Annotated in this window: 21 protein-coding genes; 3 read left to right on the plus strand and 18 right to left on the minus strand. The window is 39.1% G+C overall.

Annotated features, from left to right (window positions below; translation table 11 throughout):
• Positions 1-98: 98 nt before the first annotated feature.
• The 14 genes from MWU78_RS11340 to MWU78_RS11405 all read right to left on the minus strand — a co-directional run bounded on the left by MWU78_RS11340 (position 99) and on the right by MWU78_RS11405 (position 13,743).
• A complete protein-coding gene (locus MWU78_RS11340) occupies positions 99-1,046 on the minus strand; it encodes an S-4TM family putative pore-forming effector (RefSeq protein WP_246997855.1) in 948 nt (315 codons plus the stop codon).
• On the minus strand, positions 1,036-2,022 hold the full coding sequence (locus MWU78_RS11345; protein WP_246997856.1) for a hypothetical protein: 987 nt from the start codon (positions 2,020-2,022) through the stop codon (positions 1,036-1,038). Before MWU78_RS11345 ends, MWU78_RS11340 begins: the two co-directional genes overlap by 11 nt.
• A gap of 899 nt (positions 2,023-2,921) precedes the next feature.
• On the minus strand, positions 2,922-3,485 hold the full coding sequence (locus MWU78_RS11350) for a DinB family protein (RefSeq protein ID WP_246997857.1): 564 nt from the start codon (positions 3,483-3,485) through the stop codon (positions 2,922-2,924).
• A gap of 53 nt (positions 3,486-3,538) precedes the next feature.
• A complete protein-coding gene (locus tag MWU78_RS11355; protein WP_246997858.1) occupies positions 3,539-4,075 on the minus strand; it encodes a Crp/Fnr family transcriptional regulator in 537 nt (178 codons plus the stop codon).
• A gap of 11 nt (positions 4,076-4,086) precedes the next feature.
• Positions 4,087-5,058 carry an NAD(P)-dependent alcohol dehydrogenase gene (locus tag MWU78_RS11360; RefSeq protein ID WP_246997859.1) on the minus strand — a complete coding sequence of 324 codons (972 nt, stop codon included), beginning with the start codon at positions 5,056-5,058 and terminating at the stop codon, positions 4,087-4,089.
• 26 nt (positions 5,059-5,084) lie between these two features.
• Entirely contained in the window at positions 5,085-6,497 is a 1,413-nt protein-coding gene (locus MWU78_RS11365; RefSeq protein WP_246997860.1) for a BNR-4 repeat-containing protein, read from the minus strand.
• 5 nt (positions 6,498-6,502) lie between these two features.
• Positions 6,503-6,952 (minus strand): GNAT family N-acetyltransferase, encoded by a 450-nt coding sequence (locus tag MWU78_RS11370; RefSeq protein WP_246997861.1) that lies wholly within the window; start codon positions 6,950-6,952, stop codon positions 6,503-6,505.
• A gap of 197 nt (positions 6,953-7,149) precedes the next feature.
• On the minus strand, positions 7,150-7,725 hold the full coding sequence (locus MWU78_RS11375; protein WP_246997862.1) for a DJ-1/PfpI family protein: 576 nt from the start codon (positions 7,723-7,725) through the stop codon (positions 7,150-7,152).
• 372 nt (positions 7,726-8,097) lie between these two features.
• Positions 8,098-8,685 (minus strand): helix-turn-helix domain-containing protein, encoded by a 588-nt coding sequence (locus tag MWU78_RS11380; RefSeq protein WP_246997863.1) that lies wholly within the window; start codon positions 8,683-8,685, stop codon positions 8,098-8,100.
• 683 nt (positions 8,686-9,368) lie between these two features.
• Positions 9,369-9,587 (minus strand): hypothetical protein, encoded by a 219-nt coding sequence (locus MWU78_RS11385; protein ID WP_246997864.1) that lies wholly within the window; start codon positions 9,585-9,587, stop codon positions 9,369-9,371.
• Between the two features lie 149 nt (positions 9,588-9,736).
• Positions 9,737-10,579 carry a pseudouridine synthase gene (locus MWU78_RS11390; protein WP_246997865.1) on the minus strand — a complete coding sequence of 281 codons (843 nt, stop codon included), beginning with the start codon at positions 10,577-10,579 and terminating at the stop codon, positions 9,737-9,739.
• Between the two features lie 74 nt (positions 10,580-10,653).
• Positions 10,654-11,559, minus strand: a complete 906-nt coding sequence (locus MWU78_RS11395) for a geranylgeranylglycerol-phosphate geranylgeranyltransferase (protein WP_246997866.1) — start codon at positions 11,557-11,559, stop codon at positions 10,654-10,656.
• Between the two features lie 11 nt (positions 11,560-11,570).
• Positions 11,571-12,509, minus strand: a complete 939-nt coding sequence (locus MWU78_RS11400) for a mevalonate kinase (protein ID WP_246997867.1) — start codon at positions 12,507-12,509, stop codon at positions 11,571-11,573.
• Between the two features lie 151 nt (positions 12,510-12,660).
• A complete protein-coding gene (locus tag MWU78_RS11405; RefSeq protein WP_246997868.1) occupies positions 12,661-13,743 on the minus strand; it encodes a diphosphomevalonate decarboxylase in 1,083 nt (360 codons plus the stop codon).
• A 94-nt stretch (positions 13,744-13,837) separates the two neighbouring features.
• On the opposite strand from MWU78_RS11405, the gene MWU78_RS11410 reads away from it, so the two are divergent.
• A complete protein-coding gene (locus MWU78_RS11410) occupies positions 13,838-14,311 on the plus strand; it encodes a TspO/MBR family protein (RefSeq protein WP_246997869.1) in 474 nt (157 codons plus the stop codon).
• Here the strand turns inward: MWU78_RS11410 and MWU78_RS11415 are convergent.
• Positions 14,308-14,853: a DUF1697 domain-containing protein gene (locus MWU78_RS11415; protein ID WP_246997870.1), complete on the minus strand. Its 546-nt coding sequence runs from the start codon at positions 14,851-14,853 to the stop codon at positions 14,308-14,310. The two genes, MWU78_RS11410 and MWU78_RS11415, sit on opposite strands and share 4 nt — an antisense overlap.
• A gap of 243 nt (positions 14,854-15,096) precedes the next feature.
• On the opposite strand from MWU78_RS11415, the gene glpK reads away from it, so the two are divergent.
• Both glpK and MWU78_RS11425 read left to right on the plus strand, forming a co-directional pair.
• Positions 15,097-16,596 carry a glycerol kinase GlpK gene (glpK, locus tag MWU78_RS11420; RefSeq protein ID WP_246997871.1) on the plus strand — a complete coding sequence of 500 codons (1,500 nt, stop codon included), beginning with the start codon at positions 15,097-15,099 and terminating at the stop codon, positions 16,594-16,596.
• 18 nt (positions 16,597-16,614) lie between these two features.
• Entirely contained in the window at positions 16,615-17,343 is a 729-nt protein-coding gene (locus MWU78_RS11425) for an MIP/aquaporin family protein (RefSeq protein WP_246997872.1), read from the plus strand.
• 6 nt (positions 17,344-17,349) lie between these two features.
• On the opposite strand, the gene MWU78_RS11430 is transcribed toward MWU78_RS11425, so the two are convergent.
• The 3 genes from MWU78_RS11430 to MWU78_RS11440 all read right to left on the minus strand — a co-directional run bounded on the left by MWU78_RS11430 (position 17,350) and on the right by MWU78_RS11440 (position 21,186).
• A complete protein-coding gene (locus MWU78_RS11430) occupies positions 17,350-18,627 on the minus strand; it encodes an NAD(P)/FAD-dependent oxidoreductase (RefSeq protein ID WP_246997873.1) in 1,278 nt (425 codons plus the stop codon).
• Positions 18,627-19,316 (minus strand): glycerophosphodiester phosphodiesterase family protein, encoded by a 690-nt coding sequence (locus MWU78_RS11435; protein ID WP_246997874.1) that lies wholly within the window; start codon positions 19,314-19,316, stop codon positions 18,627-18,629. Before MWU78_RS11435 ends, MWU78_RS11430 begins: the two co-directional genes overlap by 1 nt.
• 79 nt (positions 19,317-19,395) lie before the next feature.
• Entirely contained in the window at positions 19,396-21,186 is a 1,791-nt protein-coding gene (locus tag MWU78_RS11440; protein ID WP_246997875.1) for an alpha-amylase family protein, read from the minus strand.
• Between the last annotated feature and the right edge of the window lie 93 nt (positions 21,187-21,279).

A 21,279-nucleotide genomic window follows, 5' to 3' on the forward strand; every position in this document is an offset into this window, starting at 1 on the left:
GGCCCGCTCTGGCAACAAGTTCCATCTGAAAAACTCCATTAAACCATAGCAATCCCCATAGTAAGGGACAACCGGACCCGGTTCAGTCAACACTGCGTTCATGTTTGGCCGTACCGACCACACGAACGCTTAGTTATTGTATGCAGTATTTTTATCCGCTCTTCCATTGAATAATTCATTTCATCCTCAAGTTTTGGTCTTAAAGAGTTATAAATAAAATCGGGAATCATAGGACTTAAAAGTCTGTTATTATAAATTCTATCTTGAATATTTCTCAAGTGTTCTATGTCAATATTATCATCAATATTAGTTTTAGTTAACGTCGATTCAATCAGATTTCTCAAATGATTTAAATTATCAATTGATTCCGTATTTGAATTGATTTCTTTGTAAGCGAACATAAAAACTGGAATTGAGGGTAAAATAACTTCAACAAGAAAGCCTTGTAAACTCAAATCATTCGTTAGTGCGATTATTAAAAGAATAGTAAAAGTTATTGAGCTAATGACATAAACTAAATATTTATAACGTTTACGAACTGAAAAATCATAAGTGATATTCGTACGTTGACAAAGTAAGCTTGCTACGTTAGTATCAACTTTCTTTATAGCCAAAGAATACCAATCCGTAACCTTACCGACAATATTTTGATTCTCGTTATACATTAAAGAATATCGTCTAATTATCTCCCTATCTATAAGCACTAAATTCAAAGTTGCATTAACTGGTATGTCGAGTACTTTAGTATCAAACGTCTCTTTTATTGATGCTGCAATTTTTTTTAATCTGTCAATAGTACTTTCTAAAATCTTTTCTCCGACTGAAGCTATAATTGTGTAAAGAACAAAAATATAGCTTGCTTCATCAATTAATGTTGGATTAGTTTTAATTACCAATGAAATAATAATTGGCAATGGAACAGAAATGAAAATCAACAAACCTTGATAATTTTTGGCTATTGAGTAAACTCTCTTTTGAGCAAGTAATTCGTTAATATGAATATCTTTATTTTGCCTTTTCAATATTTTCTTTCCTTTATTGGCCATATGTTGGAAAATTTGTTCCGAAAATTTCTCCCCATAGATTAATTGATTTTTTTTGGTCTTTATCTGTTAATTCAGCATTAACAGCGTCTTTTGCTTTTTCATATGCCCAGTCAGCTTTTCTTGAAATTGCTTCTTTTTCTGCAAATGTAAAAGTATTCATATCGCCTTGAAATCCTTTAGGGTCATAAACAGAACCGAATATGGCTGAAATTAAATAATAAAAAAAATCTCGGATATTTATATCATTATAGCCATTTAATTCTGCTCTTGAATTTACAAAATTGATGACAATGTTCTCAAATAGATAAGATGAAATAGTGTAAGTAGAGTTTCTCCGATTCCAATATTTTAACGTTCTAACAAGTTGTAGGACAAGTGTTTTATTATTTTGATTTGCTGTTGTAATCCTTTTTTGGTCAATTCTTGGGTCAGTCGGTTTCCAATTCCCATTACCATCAGGAATTAAATAAATATCAGTATCGGTTTTAAAACAAGGAACAATGTCGAATACCCATTCGTAAGAAGAAAGGTTCAATGTTGCAGCTTCTCCACGACTATTAATTTCAGCCGACTTGTACTGCTCAATTGTAGATAACGAACTTTTGAACTTATTAACAACTCGCCTTGAATTCAAAATATTGGAATCTGATAAATATTTCAATCTCGCACCAGCATTAGGTGTATGGATTGTATATTCATTCCCATATTTGGAATAATAAGCTCCGTTTCCTCCCAAGCAGAACATCAAGTCAACATCGTCTAATTCACGAATTTTGGTTCTCCTTTCAAATGAACCATAGTTAATATGCCACCCATCATATTTGAATGGGAAATTTAGGTCGTCTTTGTCTTCGAGTTTATTTAGTTGACTATACAACCAATTTCTACTCGCTCTTGCTTTATCTGTTCTGTCTTTTAAAAGGTTTACATAGTCGTTATTAAAAGTACTGAAAGCTGAATTTACTGATGTGGCCATTTGGTTTGGTTATATTGGGTACAACATTTGCATTTAGTAACATGTGCCTATATCCTTTTCTTGGACAAACTGTTTTTTAATACATTCCTATGTATAAAAAATCCTATTAATTCCGTAAAATTTTCGTGGGTGCGCAGCGGGGGGAGTACTACAACCAAAAGTTGGCTTCTAACCTTCTAAGGTAGCAAATATTGGGCTTCAGATTCGCTTAATCGATAAAGTTCAAAATTCTTCGGTGTATTGCTCAATATGTCAATGAACAATTAACAATGTGGGATTAGGTCGAAGGTTCAAAGTTCAGTAAAATGTTGCGATGCTGCGTTGGCTATGATGGATTACTGCCTGGTCCAGCCTGCCTTGCCTTCAGGCAGGCGCAGTCGAGACCTAAAAGGAGATGCCAATGGTGTGTGACTTCTCGTCGTCCCGAAAAGGGGCTCTGTCGAAGTGACTACACTAGTCATTGTGAGCTTGCCTTGTCGGTAGACAGACCTGCCTAGCCTTTAGGTTGGCGCAGCATTGCAATCCGATTCTTTAATATAGAGATTGCTTCGTCGTCAAAAACTCCTCGCAATGACGGTAAAATGTCTGGTCCAGCCTGCCTTGCCTTCAGGCAGGCGCAGTCGAGACCTAAAAGGAGATGCCAATGGTGTGTGACTTCTCGTCGTCCCGAAAAGGGACTCTGTCGAAGTGACTACACTAGTCATTGTGAGCCTGCCTTGTCGGTAGACAGGCCTGCCTAGCCTTTAGGTTGGCGCAGCATTGCAATACGATTCTTTAATATAAAGATTGCTTCGTCGTCAAAAACTCCTCGCAATGACGGTAAAATGTCTGGTCGAGCCTGCCTTGCCTTCAGGCAGGCGCAGTCGAGACCTATTTGTTGATACCTCGAATCTTTCATTCTAAACAGATGACCTGCTAGCCTCCTTCAATACCCTTCCCGCCTGGACCATGTGCCGTTGATTGTGATAGATGACCACCCTAAACGTATCTCCCAATCTAAGCTTGATCCATTTGGATATGGAGATACCCGTTTTGGTTTTGGTTAGGTCTACCTGTGAGGCTAGCTCTATTAAATTGATCAAGGCCTGTTGTTGGGTAATAAATTTGGTGAGTACCCCCTTATCCAAGGTACTGCCTATGGGGTCCATGGCTTTAAAGGTTTTCATCCTGTTCAGCTTTTCCTTGGGAAGCATGGTATTAGCAAAATAGTTGCCTAACCATCCGCTTTTAAATTTTTCGGAAGGCCGGTGTCTGGATGCGATTAGCTGCTTTTCAATTTCAGGAATATAAAAATCCCCATACCGGTTTAAATGTTCAAGGCATTCCAATATACTCCAGCTTTCTGGGGAGGCTTTCCAATTTAAGGTTTCCAAAGGCAAGTTTTTAAAATGCTCGGCCTTGGTTTGATGTTCCTGGCTGCGCTCCAACAAATCCTGCAATAAATCCTTAGATGCTATTTCCATTGTTTTTTTATGACAAAATTCACTCCTTTTAGCCGTTAAAACATTGATTGAAATTAAGATTTTTTGATCCTGGAAAGTGTTTCGGGGGTCATCCTCAGATAGGAGGCTATGTATTTGTTGGGTATTTCCTGAAAGAGTTGAGGGCTGCGCTTTAGGACTCTTTTATACCTTTCCAAGGGAGACACGGTTAAGATATCCCGCTCCCTTTCCATTTGTTGTAATACCAATTGCTCCAACATTAGTTGCCAGGTGGTATTGTTTTCCGGGGTGGATTTCATAAAATCCATGAAAGTGGCCTTGCCAATGACTTTTAGTTTAGTTTTTTTTAGTGCCTGAATGTATAAATCGGAAGGCATTTCATTTAGAAAAGAATCCAACGCAACTATAAAATTGTCCTTATAACCAAATCTAATAGTGTGTTCCTCATTTTCCTCAACCACAAAAATTCTTAAACTCCCTTCGGCCACCCAATAGAGGTTGGTGTCCATACTTCCCTGTACTTTTAAATATTGGTTCCTATTTAATTCCAGTTCTGCGGTCCATAAACCTTCCTGGTCTAGTTGTTCTTTTAGGTGGGCAATGGGATTCATTCTTTATGTGATCAGGTTTTGATGCTAATTACAATTTTCCCCTTGTGTTTTCCCTCTCCAAAATATTGGATCAATCGACCCGCATCTTCAAGGGGATATGGACCGTCTATCTGGCATTGGATTTTCTGCTGCGCTAGCAGGTCACAGATATAATCCAAGCCAATATTTGATTTTAGTGCTAGTATCTTTAGCCTCTTGGAACTGAACAGGGGTACAAGCTTTCCCCACAGTAATAATCCTATGAGGTTGAAAGGCTTGCCACCTATACTTACATATCGCCCGGTGGGGTTTAAGGCTTTTAGGTAGCTAAGGGAAGCTTTGTTGGTCTTACAGTCCAAGATGAGGTCGTACCGATCCCCGGCCTTGGTGAAATTCACCTTTTTATAGTCCAATACATGGTCAAAACCAAGCGAGGTCATCGTAGCCACTTTTTCTTGGGAATCCACTCCTGTAACCTCACAATTATAAAGTTTGGCAATTTGCAGGCCAATGGTTCCTACGCCACCGCCACCACCGTTGATCAGAACTTTTTGGTCTTCTTTTATTTTTCCTAGGTCCCTAAGCGCCTGTAAAGCCAGACAGGAGGCATGCGGAATGGCTGCTGCTTCCTCAAAGCTTAAAGCCTGGGGTTTCTGTACCACCGCCTTTTCGTTAATACTTATATATTCGGCAAAGGAGCCAAAGCCATAATTAGAGGTATCGCCCATAACCGCATCCCCAATGTTGAATTTTGTAGCCTTTGCTCCCAAAGCCGCGACAGTGCCCGATAATTCCATACCCAATGTATGTTTTGGTTTAAATAGCCCGAAAAATATTCGGTATATATAGGGTTTGCCCCTAACTAGACTCCAGTCGTAGTCGTTTACGGTAGTGGCATGGATCTTTATTAAGACTTCATTTTCCTTAGGCGAGGGTATTGCGACCTCGGTTATCCTAACCACCTTTTCAGGGGGTCCGTAGATTTCACATTTAACAGCTTTCATTAGGTTCTATTGATGTCCTAAAATAATCATTTGATTTTAATTGGTCTTTCAAAATCTTCGGTCATATTATAGGGCATTTTCCAAATTTCACCCTTGAAATTTCCAAAATACAGTTCGGACTTACTTAGCTGGTGCGAATCTCCGTCGGCCCAGAAAAAAGAAAACGGGGCCTTGTAATTTACAGGTCTTCTCACATAGGAATGACTTAAAGAACTATTTTCCGTTATGTTATTTATCTTTTCCCAGGTTTCTCCCTTATCAGTGGATTGCCAGATGGCCAATTCACCACCAACGCCCCAATCCTGGGCGCCTTTTTCCGTAGGTCCAACAATTTTCCAGTTGTCTTCGCCTATAAAGAGACTCCCCATATCATAATTGTGGTCGGAGGTGGTTACCAAAGTAGTTTGCCATTCCGCACCGTTCCATTTGGTGATGCACCATTCGTATGGGGCACTTTTGGGGCCGGGTTCGTGGCCATTACTTCTAATGTATAGACAAGCGGGATTGCCTTCAGCTGTAAAGCCCATATCTTTGAGATACAGATTTTTATTTTGGGAGGCATAATCCACAGCTCTAGCGGGACTTGCCAGGTCCACCACTGGGACTGGGGTATTTATGCCATCGACAGTGGTCCATGTGGCTCCAAAGTCGGCCGATTGAATGTAGTATAGGTCGGTTCTTTTGTCGACATTGCCATTGGGATGTCGGTTAAAAAATGTACCTAACACCTTGCCTTTAAATAGGTCAGAGGTCTGATAATGCCCTGATTTTTCTCCTTCCTTTTCAGGGATGGCAGCGAGTAATTTATCATCGGTCCAAGAAATGCCATCCTTACTGGTTTCATAATAGAGTTGACGTACCCCTGTATATTTTGTAAAAAATTGAAAAAAGCCAAAATCTGTATACCTCGGTTGTGGGTAGGTCATTTCCTCTTCCGTAATCTGTACAAACTCCTTAATGGAATATGGCGCTTTGCTTTTGTATTTATAACCTGGCCTATTGGCACCTCTCCCGCTGATAAACACCCAAATATAACCTGAGCCATCGATGAGAATGGAGGGATTGTCATGAGGGTCGTCTACTCCATTTTTGTCATAGACAACGGTGGGTCGTGAGACCATTTCCGTTTTATGGTCGAACTCCCCGATCATACACAGAAGGTGACGTTGGTCCTCGGATGGCGTTCCCCCATATACAAAAAAGGTTTTTTCAACTTCGGGGGCATAAATGGCTAGCGGAACGTGCTTTGCAGTGTAGGTTCCCAGTGCCCCTGAGTATTTGTCCCCATACTCGTACTTCTGATTTAATTCGAACCAAATGCCTCTGTAGCCGTTGATTTTTGTATTGGTCAGACTTTGGCCGAAAGCATTTCCAACACAAAAAACAGTAAAAACAAGTACTAATAATTTGAGATTTCTTCCAATGGTGTTACTTTTCATTTTTCTTATTTCGATTTGCTAAAACATATTTTTTTGATACCTCCCTCACTGTTATATTCCCGTGTTTCCTGAAACCCAAACTTCTTATATAAGGCTATTGCTGGGGCATTGGCCCAACCGGTTTCTACAATAAGGGTCTCGGAATCGTCATAATCTTCAACGAACAATAACAGCCTACGTGCAATTCCCTGCCTAAAATATTTTGGATCTACTACAAGGCTGCAGATATTAAGAGTGTTTTTTAGTTGGTCTATTTCAACTGCAGCGGCCAAAATATCATCTTTCCAAAAGCCATAAAACTGGGTGTTGCTGTTTTGAAATTCTGAAAGAGTCCTTCTTAACGGAGGAAAATCCGTTACGCCCAGTAATTCAGCCTCGATGCGATAGGATACTCGAAAAAGTTCGTGAAGTTTTACTGCATTGGAAATTTCGGAATGGGCTATTTTTTTGATCATTGACGTTTAAGGACTGCCTTAATTGTGGAATACTGATTCCAAAGAAGTCTCTAATATAGCAATTCTTTGTTTCTCGTTCGCGGTTCAAAGTTGAAAGTCGAATATTGACGTCCCTGATATAGGTTGACCACTTTAAAGCGCTCAACCTATACCAGGGACTTATAAAGGTATTACTTCCTAGGAAGCAAGGTTGTTGGTTATAGCTGAATTTTAGCGCCCATAACCTTTAGAAATTCCCTTATAAAACTTGGATGTGCGGGCCAAGCTGGAGAGGTTATTAGATTGCCATCTACATAGGCTCCATCTACGGGGATGGATTGAAATTCCCCTCCGGCCAAAGTTACTTCAGGGCCCACGGCAGGGTAAGCCGTCAGTTTTCTTCCCTTTACTACGTCTGCAGCGGTCAAAATTTGAATCCCATGGCAGATTGCGGCTACAGGTTTATTGGTAGTGAAAAAATGTTGTACCATTTCAAGTACTTTTTTGTTCAATCTCAAATATTCCGGTGCCCTTCCTCCAGCAATCACCAATCCATCATAATCGTTCACATTTACATCTGCAAAGCTGTAGTTCAACGCAAAATTATGACCTGGCTTTTCCGTGTAGGTCTGGTCGCCTTCAAAGTCATGTATAGCCGTTTTAACGATATCTCCCTTTTTCTTGTCCGGACATACGGTATGTACAGTGTATCCAACCATTTCCAACATCTGGAATGGGACCATGGTTTCATAATCTTCAGTGAAATCGCCGGTTAAAAACAATACTTTTTTCATTGTTATCATTTATGGTTAAAAAAAATTATTTTTTGTGCTTTATTTAAGCCAAGATCTTCCTTTACAGTAAATTTCGATTTTTCTGTACGCAAGGCAGCAAACAGGGGGAATTTAATACCTAAGTTAACAAATAATGGGTGTTAAATGAGCGAAGTAAGTATGGGTTGGGTCAATGGTTGTTGGTAAAATATTGAATATCAGCACGTGGGGATTTATGATGCCTAAAAAATTAACCTTCTTTTAATACTCTTTTGTTTTTTTGACATATAATATATCAGGAAACAGTCGTAATGAAGCATCTTCTATTGGAAAAAAAGATAGCCTCACTTTGCCTAATAACAGATTAAAGGTTGACTTGATACTGGATATTTTTTATTTGAATATCTTCAGAGCCGTTATATAGCAGTGTTTTTTGTTTTTAAAGACCCTGATAGTGCTTATGATTATTATGGTAATGTTATAAATATACAGGACTATTACAGGAATATATATTTTTAGGATACTTGCTGGCCCTACGATGTTATCTAAATATCCCATTATTACCCCCAAAAATCCGGAGAATATTATAATAAAATAGGAGAAAAGAAGAAGGCACCAGGTGATTTCAAAATTTAATATCGACTTGCCAAGCTCATTTACATCCTTCAATTTATCCTTTTTCAGTATCCAAAAAATTAAAGGAAGAATAATCCCTAATATCGGAAAGAACAAAAATCCTAGTGCTGATAGACTCATTAGTGTTAAATATCCTTTGTCCTCATTAATTTTCCAGTCTATAATTTCGTCTGGAGAAGTGTCCAGTGCAATTGCCAGTCTTTTTAACGTATCACCTCGAGGTTCTGATTCATTATTTTCTATTCTTTGAATGGTTCTTAGACTCAAACTAGACTCTTCGGCCAGTAATTCCTGAGACATACCTTTACTACATCTTAATTCTTTAATTCGCTGTGATAAACTCATAATGCTCAATTAATATTGTTTTTTATTTGATGTAAAAGTAATTCTGGATTATAGTTTCGATAGCGCCTCTAATACGACATATTTACGTCATTAATGTCAGACCCTTATTTTAGGGGCATTAAGCAGGAATGGCAAACAGTATTTCTCTATAATCCAAAAATAGTCAATTACATTTTTTTTTGATTATTTATTATAGATCCAAGTCTTATTAAACTCGTAATGAAAAGGATTGTCTGGTTGAGACCTTTAAGGAAAGACCAATGGTGTGCGACTTCTCTTCCAATAGGTATTGGGAGTTCAGAAAAATGGGACTCTGTCGAAGTGACTACAGCAGACAGTGTGAGGTACAGTCGTAACGAAGCATCTTCTACTACAAAAAAAACAGATTGCCGCGTTGCACCTACCTAGCACTTAGGCAGGCTTGCAATAACCGTAAATGTCAGGTCCGATCGCCGATTACAAAAGGATGGATTTCTCCAATATGTACCATGTTTTCTCGCCATGTTCTCTTGGCGGATTAGGTGCGGAAAGTATTGTGGTTATTTTTTCTGGAAAGACTATTTCGCGATCAAATTCAATGCCTTTTAGAAATAACAATGGCATTTTATATTATGACCGTCTTGGATCTTGCTAAGCCCTGTCAACTTCTATTGTCCAAGCTAAACCTATATGATAAAAAATGGTTATTTCTTATTCACGGTATAGACACCCCCGGCAACCAAAAGTATACCTAATCCTAAATAGATATATCCCTGTTGTTTGCTCCCTTTATCTGAAACATCGAGTTCTATGTTCAACACCTTTACAGAGGCCCCGCTATTTTCTATTTTATTCAAACCTAAATATCCTAGGGCCAGGCCGCCAATTATTAGAAGGATTCCGATTACTTTTTTAGTATTCATAGTTGGTTATTTAATCTTAAATATCAACAAAATTTTACGAACCTTATAATAATATTAACAACATAACGTACTTTTTATCTGGGTGATATAGGGTTTGTTGCCGATAAGAGAAAACGAATAATGGTGGGAATGAAAATAGACATTAGGCGCTATTTTATCATTCCTAAATTAATGACTTCCTGTTCGGTTAGATGCCTCCAGTGTCCTCTTGGAAGGTCTTTTTTGGTGAGTCCGGCATAGACCACTCGATCCAATTTTACGACCTCGTATTCCAATTCTTCAAAAATACGGCGTACAATTTTGTTACGGGTGCTCTTTAGTTCTATTCCTACTTCCCTCTTCGGAGCATTTTCAATAAAACTAATGTCATCTACCTTTACAACGCTATCTTCTATAGAAATGCCTTCCTTGATCTTTAGGAGGTCTTCGCCCCTAAGGTTTTTGTTAAGCTCTACGTGATATATTTTTCGAAGTCCGTTTTTTGGCTTTGTAAGTCGCTTCGTCATCTCACCATCATTGGTAAACAATAGAAGACCAGTGGTGCTCTTGTCCATCTTACCCACTACGGTGAGTTTGGATTTGGAAGCACTTGAAATAAGGGAGGCCACGGTTCTTCTTCCGTGTTCATCTTTGGGAGTGGTAACGAAATCCTTAGGCTTATTTAAAAGTACGTATTCTTTTTTCTCCGGATTTAGCAGACGACCGTCAAATTTTACTACATCGGTCAGTTTTACTTTGTAGCCCATTTCAGTAATCGGCTTGCCGTTGACCGTGATGTTTCCTGCAGAGATATAAATATCGGCATCCCTACGCGAACAAACGCCTGAGTTGGCTACATAACGATTTAGTCGCATTACATTGGGGTCCGACGGTGGCTTTGCTTCCGTTTTCTTTCTTACCGGTGCATTGCCCCTTGCATAGCTTTTTTTTCTAAAAGTGCCGCCTTGCCTACCTGATGCCTTTTTGTCGTTATTAGAATCTGACCTACTCATAAGTACTATAATTTTCTGCAAAGGTAGCAAAGGAAATCATATGTTTAGGCTATTGGAGCGGTTATTACTGATTCTTAGAGAATTCTGTTCAATACCAGATCCACATTGATCAATAAAATACTGAATACTCCCAGTATAATGATCAGTTTTAGAATGTTATGTAGCCAAACGTAGTGTTTTTTGCTGTTGGATTTTACCAAAAGAACCAAAAAACCCAAAAGCAATAAAATACAGAATATAAAATAGAGGTACATATAGCCCACATCAAAATATTCGATCAAGAGAAAGGAGGGAAGTAGGGTTAGTCCGATCAAAATGGAGATACAGGTCTTGGAAAAATTTGATCCGTACAATATGGGAATGGTCTTATAGTTTTGGGCCATATCCCCAGCAATATTTTCTAGATCTTTGATCATTTCCCTGGCCAATATCAATAGGAAAAGAAATAGGGCATGGACAAAAATCACGGTATCAAAATTCTTATAATACACAAAAACGGCGAAAAAGGGGGCAATGGCTAAGGTTGCCGAAACAAAATTGCCCAAAAACGGCACTCGCTTTAACTTGTGGGAATAGAACCAAATGCCAAAAATATAGGCAGAAAAGAACACAACGGCCTTAAAGGAGACATAACTGGCAAAGAATACCGAAAGAAAATTTAATACAAAATAGGTGGTGAGTTTGGTACGTTGACTTACCAATCGATCCAACATACTCTTTCGAGGCTTATTAATCAGGTCTTTTTCCGCATCGTAAAAATTATTGATGATATAACCAGCTGCAATTACAAGAGCCGAACTGAGTACTATAACGAACAGATTGACATCAAAAACAACTTTCCGGAGCGGTAAATGGGGAGCTAAAATATAAATGGACGCCAAGTACTGCGCCAAGGTGATCATAAGAATGTTGTAGCCTCTGACCACAGAAAACAGGCTCAGGAACTTTAATAGCAAGAGCTTGTTTTTTCTACTAAACATAGGGATTGCGTTTAGAAGTTATAAACCACTTCTAAATTATAACCTTTCAGGGCTTTTTTTGCCTTATTGATGTCTTCGGTAAATCCTAAAATATAGCCTCCACCACCAGAGCCGCAGAGTTTTAAATAATAGTCGTTGGTATCTATTCCCTGCTTCCATAGTTTATGGAATTCCACAGGAATCATGGGTTTAAAATTATCCAAGACCACATGGGACAACTGTTTTAAATTCCCAAATAGGGATTTTACGTTCCCATTTATAAAATCCTCTACACAGGCGTCTGTATGTTTAATAAACTGATCTTTTAGCATGGCCCGGAATCCTTCGTGTTTCATTTGCTCCATAAACAAATGTACCATCGGGGCAGTTTCCCCAGTGCTACCACTGTCCAAAAGGAATACAGCTCCCTTACCATCCAAATTTTGGGACGGAATGCTGGTAGATTCTATATTATCCTGGGAATTTATGAGTATTGGTAGGCTTAAATAGCTATTTAAAGGATCAAGGCCTGAGGATTTACCGTGGAAAAACGATTCCATTTTCCCAAAAATAGTCTTCAGCTTTAGTAGTTTTTCCCTGGTAAGGTTCTCTAAAACGGTGATTTTTTCAATAGCATATTTGTCGTAGATAGCGGCTACCAAAGCGCCACTGCTCCCTACTCCATATCCTTGTGGAATGGAACTGTCAAAATACATTCCGTTGGCTACATCTTTGTTCAAGGCCTCCAGATCAAAAGACACCAATTCGTGGTCTTTTTGCTGTAAATCTTTTAAATATTCCGCAAAGGCTTTAAGGCTGGCGTTGGATTTTTTTGCTTCTTCAGAATCTTTGTTCTTGGATTTTAATGCCCCCTTAAAAAAATTATAGGGTATAGAAAGTCCCTTGGAATCTTTAATGATTCCATATTCCCCGAAAAGTAGAATTTTAGAGTAAAATAATGGTCCTTTCATTCCTTTAAGTTAAGCATAAATAATTAAACCGTAATATTTTATAATCTGTAATTATAGTTTTGATGATTATACTTTATTCAGCAATAACTTATAATTTCTTTAATAATTAACGCAACATCCCGCTATTAATTATTCATTTTTCAAATTGAATTTACAGCTTTTTCGCTCCTTTTCCAATTTGATCGCAAATATACTGCCCGTTTTCGCAATATGCAACCAACTCATTACTAATAAATTGGTAAACTTTTTCTTTTTCTTTTTCAGGATACAGTACATGGACATTGGCCCCAGCGTCCAATGTAAAACAGATATGGGTTTTGGAAGAGGCCCTAAAGGCCCATATTTTATTGATAATCTCTAGAGTATTGGGTTTCATCAGCATAAAATAAGGCATGCTGGTCATCATCATGGCATGCAAGGTAAGTGCTTCGCTTTCCACGATTTTAATAAATTCCAATAAATTTCCGTTTTCGAAAATTGATTTTAATTTAGACAGATTTTTATGCGCTTGGTCGAACCGTTGTTCTGCAAATGGATGATCGTGCATTAAATTATGGCCAAGGCTACTGCTAACTTGTTTAGATCCTTTATCCACCAGAAGGATGGTATCCTGATAGTTCTTAAAAATCGGGTGTACCTTATATGGATATTTTATGGCATAAAGATCGGAACTGTTCAAAGTGTCCTTATGTGCACCCCACTGAATTAAATCACCTTCAATACTCCTACAGGCGCTACCTGATCCCAATCGTGCCAAAAAGGAGGCTTTCCTTTTATAAAAATTGGGGTCCATTTCTGGGTTCAACTCCCTTTCAAGTTCCATTAGACACAGCGCTAGGGCAGACATGCCACTGGCCGACGATGCAATGCCACTGCTGTGGGGAAACGAATTGGAGGTTTCTATAGTGAAATGATATGTTTTTAAGAAAGGCAGGTAAGGCTCTGTTCTTTTGAAGAAAGCATTTATTTTGGGCTTAAAATCCTCCTTAGGTTTGCCCTCAAAAAGGAGGTCGAAGGTAAAGTCGGAAGTTTGGTTGTCCAATTTTTTATAGATAAGCGTTGTAGTGGTAGCACATGTATCCAATGTAAAACTGATGGATGGGTTGGCGGGAATCTGATGTTGCCTCTTTCCCCAGTACTTTACCAAGGCAATATTGCTGGGCGATCTATATGTAACTTTTCCTTCGGTTTTGTCTACAGTGTACCTGGAAGGGATAAAGTCTTTATCGGTCATAATGGAATCAATTTGTGCAAAGATAGTTTTTAAGGAGTTTTGCTGTAGATCCTGTTAAAATTAATTGTTAAATTAGAGCATTAACAACCAACCTTTGAAAAAGCAAATTACCTATATCGCAATTTCTGTAGCAGTGTGCCTAATGATTGGGTTTTTATCCGGTTTTGCAACGCAATCCTCTGTAAATGATTGGTATTTGGAATTGAATAAGCCTAGTTTTAATCCGCCAAATTGGATTTTTGCCCCGGTTTGGACCATACTCTATATTATGATGGGGGTTGCCGCGGGGATTGTCTGGGCAAAAGGGTTTTATCATATTTGGGTGAAAACCGCTCTGTACCATTTTGGCATTCAGTTGTTGTTCAATGCCCTTTGGAGTATAATTTTCTTTGGATTCAAAAATACGTTTGGGGCCTTGCTTGTTATTCTTGCCTTACTTGTGTTGCTGATCTTTACCATAAAATGGTTTAAAGTTGTAAGTAAAACTGCCGCTTATCTATTAATTCCTTATCTGCTCTGGGTTTGCTTTGCAACCGCACTGAACTATAAAATTTGGGAATTGAATTAATTTCCTTCTGCCATTTCCAACAATTTCATCACAGTTCTGTGATTTCTGGTAGTGGCCTGTACCTCAAGTCTTTTTTCAAAGAAATTATTGTCGCATTTCGTATTGCCATATCCCTGGTCGCAGCAGAGGTAGATGCAGTTATTCGAAATTACAAACCGTTCATTCGGAAATTGTTCTTGTTGTAAGCCATGGGTGAGTTCCTTTTTAGGAGCTTCCTGTAGCAGCACATAAAACCATTTTCTGGTCTCCAAGTCGTTGAATTTTTTAAATGGGGATTGTTCAATAATATCTTTCCACTCACTAAATGTCTTTACCAATACAGGAACATCAAAGCCGAAAGTGGTGTAAATACCGTCTTTGATTATTTGTGATACTTTTATGGGCGAGGTTAAATCGCTTTTTAAAACAATATTGCCGCTTTGTATATAGGTACGTACCATAGCGAAATCCATATCTAGGAGCATGGCCCTTAAGTTGGACATTATAATTTTCTTCTGGCCACTAACATTGATTCCCCTCAGTAGAATAATATACGTTGTCATGATGGTACAGTTTTAAAGGAAGTGAATAAAAACAACAATTTAATCACTATGGGGCTACTAGCATATTTTTATCTATAAATTTCTTGATGGGCAACCATAATTTTAATGCTGTTTATAATAGGCTTATTGTATTAAGTGGGTTTGGGGTTATTGTTGAAATCTTGGGGCCCTCATTGCTGATTTTTCAAAATTAGTACCTATATTTTGTTATCTTGATACCCATTTTAAAAATTTACCAACCATATGGAAAAATATATACTAGCGTTAGATCAAGGTACAACCAGCTCCCGTTCAGTTATTTTTGATAAAAAAGGCAATATTGTTTCGGTCTCCCAAAAAGAATTTACGCAGTATTTTCCAAAGCCTGGTTGGGTAGAGCATGATCCTCTGGAAATATGGTCCTCCCAAGTCAGTACGGCCGCAGAAGCGACCACCAAAAAAGGGATTTACGGAGCAGATATTGCAGCTATAGGAATTACCAACCAACGGGAAACCGTAGTTGTTTGGGATAAAAAAACAGGAAAACCAATTTATAATGCCATTGTTTGGCAGGATAAGCGGACATCCAATTATTGTGATGAATTAAAGAAGCAAGGGAAATCCAAGCTTATAAGGGAAAAAACGGGTTTGGTAATCGACTCCTACTTTTCGGGTACCAAGGTGAAATGGATTTTGGATAATGTGGAAGGAGCTAGGAAAAAGGCGGAAGCAGGAGACTTGGTTATGGGAACCATAGATTCGTGGTTAATTTGGAATATGACCAAAGGCGAATTGCATATTACCGATGTTACCAATGCCTCTAGAACCTTACTCTTTAATATAAACACCTTGGAATGGGATGATGAGTTATTGGAGCTTTTTACTATTCCAAAGAGTATGTTGCCCAAAGTGAAACAGTCCAGTGAAGTATATGGTAATACCAATCCCAACTTTTTTGCCAGTAAAATTCCCATTGCTGGAATTGCTGGTGATCAACAGGCGGCACTTTTCGGCCAAATGTGTACCAAACCGGGAATGGTTAAAAACACCTATGGTACCGGGTGTTTTATGCTGATGAACATTGGGGAAAAGCCTATTGTTTCTGAAAACAACCTTTTAACCACCGTAGCGTGGACCATTAATGGGAAAACCCAATATGCCTTAGAGGGAAGTATTTTTATTGCAGGAGCGGTAGTTCAATGGTTGAGGGATAGCTTAAAGATCATTAAAAATTCTGAAGATGTAGAAAAGTTGGCAGGATCTGTAAGCAGTACCGATGGAGTTTATTTTGTACCTGCCTTTGCAGGTTTGGGTGCACCCTACTGGAACCAACATGCACAGGGAACTATTTTTGGGCTTACTAGGGGAAGTACGGATGCACATATTGCCAGGGCGGCCATAGAATCTATTGCCTTTCAGACCATGGATGTTTTAAAGGCTATGGAAGCAGATTCAAAAATTTCCATCAAGGAATTACGGGTAGATGGGGGAGCTACTGTAAATAATATGCTGATGCAATTTCAGGCCGACGTTCTAAATACGGCAACTGTACGCCCAAAAGTAATAGAGACCACCGTTATGGGAGCGGCCTATTTAGCAGGTTTGGCGGTAGGTTTCTGGGAGAGTCTGGAAGAAATTCAGGAAATATGGCAAACCGATGTTAATTTTAATCCTAGTTCGGAGAGGGAAGAAATTGAAAAAAATATTAAAGGCTGGTACAGGGCAATTGATGCTGTAGAATATTGGTCCAAACAAAACGCTTAAATAAAAAACCAACTAAATATGACTCCATTTATTGCTGAAATCATCGGCACTTTTTTTCTAATTCTTTTAGGGGGCGGCGTAGTAGCCAACGTAATCCTTAACAAAACAAAATCCAATGACATGGGCTGGATGGTAATTACCACTGCCTGGGGATTGGCAGTGTACGTAGGAGTGGCGGTTGCCGCACCCTATAGCGGGGCACATCTGAATCCGGCCGTTAGTATTGGACTGGCCGTTGCTGAAAAGTTTGAATGGGCCTTGGTTCCCACCTATGTATTGGGGCAATTCCTAGGGGCCATGTTGGGAGCCTTGATCGTTTGGCTCTTCTACAAAGATCATTTTGATGCAACAGAGGATCAGGACACTAAAAAAGCGGTATTTTGTACTGCTCCGGCCATAAGAAATCCCATTAATAATCTATTTAGTGAAGTTGTAGGTACTTTTACCTTGGTATTTGTAGTCCTCTATTTTACGGACGCCTCAATAACCGAAACGGAAACGGTAATAGGATTGGGATCCCTGGGGGCTTTGCCAGTAGCATTTTTGGTATGGGCAATAGGGCTCTCTTTGGGAGGTACCACCGGCTATGCCATTAATCCAGCCAGAGACCTGGGCCCTCGTATAATGCATGCTATTATGCCCATAAAGGGTAAGGGAGGAAGCGATTGGGGTTATGCTTGGATACCAGTAGTAGGTCCTATTATTGGAGCTAGTTTGGCCGCTTTGTTGATGTTGCTATTGAGTTAGTCCCTTTTATACACGTTTTGCTATTGCTTGGGCCGCAATAAATGCCCCGGTCCAAGCATTCTGAAAATTAAATCCGCCAGTAATGGCGTCTATGTTGATTACTTCCCCGGCAAAAAACAGGTTGGGAAGTATTTTACTTTCGTAAGTTTTAAAATTGATTTCTTTTAGGTCTACCCCTCCGGCAGTAACAAATTCCTCTTTAAAAGTGCTTTTCCCATCTACATTAAACTTGGAATTCGTTAATTGCTTCGCTAATTTTTGTATTTGATTTTTGGAAATATCTGCCCATTTATCGGTATCCGAAATGCCTGACGCCTTTACTAGGCTGATCCATAATCGCTTTGGAATTTCAAACGCTTTGGTGCGAAGTACTGTTTTCTTTCCCTCCACTTCCTTTATCTCATAAAGCTGACTTAGCACTCCTTCCTCATGATAGGCTGGAAGCCAATTTATTTTTATTGAAAAGTTATAATTTAAGTCATTCAACAACTGAGCTCCCCAAGCCGATAGCCTCAATATTCCCGGACCGCTCATTCCCCAATGTGTAATTAAAAGGGGGCCTTCGGATTCTAGGTCGGATGGGTGGATGGCATATTTTTTTAAAGCCGCATTGTATTTTCCATTATTTACCTTGGTAGGAATTATCTTGATGTTGGCGTTGGTGCTAACCCCTTGTATGCCGGAAATTCTTTCATCCTTAATATTGAAGGTGAAAAGTGAAGGTACCGGTGGGACTATGGTATGCCCCATTTGTCTTAATAACTCCCATATTTTAGGATTGCTACCAGTGGCCACCAATATTTTTTTGGCTTTGTATGTGTTTCGAATCGATTTAATTTCCCAGGAGTAATCATCCTTGTCCAGCTGTGTTATCCCAATAACGGAACTATTCTTGAGCACTTTTATTCCAAGTCGCTCTGTTTCCCCAACAAAACAGTCTATGATAGTTTGTGAAGAATTGGTAGAGGGGAACATTCTGCCATCAGCTTCAATGTTCAATTGCACTCCGCGTTTTTCAAAGAAAGCCATTGTATCACCTGTACAATAGTTGTGGAACGGACCTAACAGTTCCCTTTCTCCCCTAGGATAATTTTTGGTAAGTTCTTTAGGGTCAAATTCGGCATGGGTAACGTTACAGCGCCCACCTCCGGATACTTTAACCTTGCCCAGTACATCTTTGCCACGTTCCAAGATTGCGACACTCAAATTGGGATTGGATTCCGCAATGTGTATTGCCCCATAGAAACCGGCGGCTCCTCCTCCTAGTACAATTACATCGAACATTAATTAATGCGTTCTGGAAAATTGGTGATGATGCCATCTACTCCCAATCGCTTTACCGCCTCAATTTCTTCTGGTTCATTCACCGTAAATGGATATACTTTAAATCCGGCTTTTTTCATCTCGTGAACATTCTCCAAGGTCAAATCTTCAAAGTATGGGTTGATGGCCACAGCTTCTAATTCTTTGGCAATGTCCAACGCTTTCAGTGGATCCCCACTTACTAGGATGGCAATCGGCACTTTATTGTTTAGCTTCCGCATGGCCTGAAGTTCATCCCATTTAAAACTGGAAATAAGGAATTTGTCAATAGGCCAACCTTTTTCCTTTATGTAGTAATTCATAATAAAGTTAACCCTATCTGCCGTATTGGAACCCTTTAGTTCTATATTCAGTTGTACTTTTTTATCAATTACATTCAGTACCTCTTGTAGGGTAGGGATTTTGTGGTTGCCGACCAAGGTTAATTTCTGCAGGTCTTCAAAATTATAGTCCTCTATTTTGCCAATACTATCCGTAAGTCTTTCCACATCTTTATCATGGAATACTACCGTTTCACCACTTTTTATTTTAAAGACATCGATCTCTATCATATCCGCACCAAGATCTATTGCCTTTTGCATGGATGCCAAGGTGTTTTCCGTTTCATGCCCCATGGCACCTCTATGGCCAATAACCAAGGGTTTGTTCATATTGTCACAACTTAAAATTAATAGTAAGAGGAATAATGATCCAACTAGTGATGATGTTTTCATAATGTAATGGGCTTAACTATTTTAAACTTAAAATTAATGATTCCAATGGTTGTATATCTATTCTGATATGGCCAATTTCATCTTCGATGATCAAGATTAACTCCTTTTCTTTGAACAATTCGTCTTTTACAGGGTATGTCTTATTCTGCAGACCCCATGCCTGTACAATCTCCCTCGGCAGTTTTAAATCGAATCCAAATGTGTCGTGGGCGTCAAAATTAGAAATAATAATTAGTCTTTCGTTTTTGGACCATCTTACAAAGGAGAGGACACGGTGATTGTAATATTCTGTATGCTCCTTATTGAAAAAATGAATATCCATATAATTGCCCATTAAAGCACTACTGTTAATGGTGAAATTGAGCAAGTTCTTATAAAATGTCCTAAGTTCTTTCTCTTTTGCCGATAATTGCCCTCCGTCAAATTTTTTATTGTTGACCCAGCGTTGAAAGTGGGGTACCCCAACATAGTCGAAGATGGAGGTTCTACCGGGTGACCCAAAACCAGGACTTTCGGCGGCCGGTTCTCCCACCTCTTGCCCAAAGTAGATCATTGTAGGTGAGGTACTAATGGTTGCGGAAACCACCATTCCCGGTTTGGCCATGTCGGCATTTCCTAGAAATTCTGGGCAGGCAATACGGTGCTCGTCATGATTCTCCAGAAAATGAAGCATTTGGTGCTCAATATCCATTAGTCCGTTTTGAACTACCGGTATGTGGTCTGTCCACCCATGGCCCTGCATAATATGTTTTAAGGAATCATAAAATTCCACCTTGTCATATAAATAGTCCATTTTCCCTTTAAAGATATATTCCCGGTATAGTTGTGGATTATATACTTCTGCCATTAAAAATGCATCTGGATTTTTCATTTTTATGGACGAATTCATAAAGCTCCAGAATTCCACGGGAACCATTTCAGCCATGTCATATCGAAATCCGTCTACCCCCTGGTCCAACCAGAAGATGGCAATATCCCTAAATTTCATCCAGGAATCGGGTACCTCCTTGTTTCTCCAGAACTCAAAATGTTCGGAAAAGTCTTTATGGCCAAAATCCTCTGGTAGTGATGCAAAATCCCTATGTCCGTCCGGACTAATTCCGTAATTAATTTTCACGGTCTCATACCAGTCATTAAAATCGGGTTTGGGCGATCGGGACCCGTTTCCAGTCCATTTTGCGGGAGTTTCGGTAAATTTGTTATATGCCAATTTAATTTCTTCCCCACCTAAAGGCAGGTAGCCATCTCTCCAATCCGGGACCGTAAAGGACTCTCCGGGATTGTAATAGAAATTGTTGTCTTTGTCATAGACTACATTTGTATTATCGTTGGCCCCAAAATCTACCACTCCCTTGGGATTATTTTTTCCTTCGTATTTTCTGGCGATATGATTTGGAACTATATCTATGATAACTTTTAAACCTGCTTTATGGCTCCTGGCAATTAAGGCTGTAAACTCTGTTGATCTATTTTTGGGATTATGCGCCAAATCTGGATTAACGCTGTAATAATCCTTAACGGCATAGGGTGAACCTGCTCTTCCCTTAACAATGTCCGGATCGTCGTTAGAGATGCCGTATGCGGTATAATCCCCTATCAGGGCGTGATGTGGAATACCCGTATACCATATATGTGTTATTCCCAGATCCTTAATTTCCTTTAAAGCTTTTTGCGTGAAGTCACGGAATTTGCCTACCCCATTTTCTTCTATGGTCCCCCATGGTTTATTGGTGGTATTCGTATTGCCGAACAATCTGGTAAATACTTGATAAACTACTGTTTTTCGAATTTCAGTGGTCTGTTTCATTTTATGCTTCTTTTCGGGAAGAAAAGCCAACTAGGTGTTATTGAGCTTTTCTATGCAATAATGATACATGTTTTTGGAATTAGTGTTAATTTT

This window comes from Arenibacter sp. F26102 (genome assembly GCF_023015865.1).
Lineage (GTDB): Bacteria > Bacteroidota > Bacteroidia > Flavobacteriales > Flavobacteriaceae > Arenibacter.

Bases quoted from the DNA above. Each gene is read 5' to 3' on its own strand.
- MWU78_RS11355 (WP_246997858.1), bottom strand. From the start codon at position 4,075: ATGAATCCCATTGCCCACCTAAAAGAACAACTAGACCAGGAAGGTTTA.
- MWU78_RS11425 (WP_246997872.1), top strand. From the start codon at position 16,615: ATGACTCCATTTATTGCTGAAATCATCGGCACTTTTTTTCTAATTCTT.
- MWU78_RS11390 (WP_246997865.1), bottom strand. From the start codon at position 10,579: ATGAGTAGGTCAGATTCTAATAACGACAAAAAGGCATCAGGTAGGCAA.
- MWU78_RS11405 (WP_246997868.1), bottom strand. From the start codon at position 13,743: ATGACCGATAAAGACTTTATCCCTTCCAGGTACACTGTAGACAAAACC.
- MWU78_RS11395 (WP_246997866.1), bottom strand. From the start codon at position 11,559: ATGTTTAGTAGAAAAAACAAGCTCTTGCTATTAAAGTTCCTGAGCCTG.
- MWU78_RS11435 (WP_246997874.1), bottom strand. From the start codon at position 19,316: ATGAACAAACCCTTGGTTATTGGCCATAGAGGTGCCATGGGGCATGAA.
- glpK (WP_246997871.1), top strand. From the start codon at position 15,097: ATGGAAAAATATATACTAGCGTTAGATCAAGGTACAACCAGCTCCCGT.
- MWU78_RS11440 (WP_246997875.1), bottom strand. From the start codon at position 21,186: ATGAAACAGACCACTGAAATTCGAAAAACAGTAGTTTATCAAGTATTT.
- MWU78_RS11415 (WP_246997870.1), bottom strand. From the start codon at position 14,853: ATGACAACGTATATTATTCTACTGAGGGGAATCAATGTTAGTGGCCAG.
- MWU78_RS11430 (WP_246997873.1), bottom strand. From the start codon at position 18,627: ATGTTCGATGTAATTGTACTAGGAGGAGGAGCCGCCGGTTTCTATGGG.
- MWU78_RS11360 (WP_246997859.1), bottom strand. From the start codon at position 5,058: ATGAAAGCTGTTAAATGTGAAATCTACGGACCCCCTGAAAAGGTGGTT.
- MWU78_RS11380 (WP_246997863.1), bottom strand. From the start codon at position 8,685: ATGAGTTTATCACAGCGAATTAAAGAATTAAGATGTAGTAAAGGTATG.
- MWU78_RS11375 (WP_246997862.1), bottom strand. From the start codon at position 7,725: ATGAAAAAAGTATTGTTTTTAACCGGCGATTTCACTGAAGATTATGAA.
- MWU78_RS11345 (WP_246997856.1), bottom strand. From the start codon at position 2,022: ATGGCCACATCAGTAAATTCAGCTTTCAGTACTTTTAATAACGACTAT.
- MWU78_RS11365 (WP_246997860.1), bottom strand. From the start codon at position 6,497: ATGAAAAGTAACACCATTGGAAGAAATCTCAAATTATTAGTACTTGTT.
- MWU78_RS11400 (WP_246997867.1), bottom strand. From the start codon at position 12,509: ATGAAAGGACCATTATTTTACTCTAAAATTCTACTTTTCGGGGAATAT.
- MWU78_RS11385 (WP_246997864.1), bottom strand. From the start codon at position 9,587: ATGAATACTAAAAAAGTAATCGGAATCCTTCTAATAATTGGCGGCCTG.
- MWU78_RS11350 (WP_246997857.1), bottom strand. From the start codon at position 3,485: ATGGAAATAGCATCTAAGGATTTATTGCAGGATTTGTTGGAGCGCAGC.
- MWU78_RS11370 (WP_246997861.1), bottom strand. From the start codon at position 6,952: ATGATCAAAAAAATAGCCCATTCCGAAATTTCCAATGCAGTAAAACTT.
- MWU78_RS11340 (WP_246997855.1), bottom strand. From the start codon at position 1,046: ATGGCCAATAAAGGAAAGAAAATATTGAAAAGGCAAAATAAAGATATT.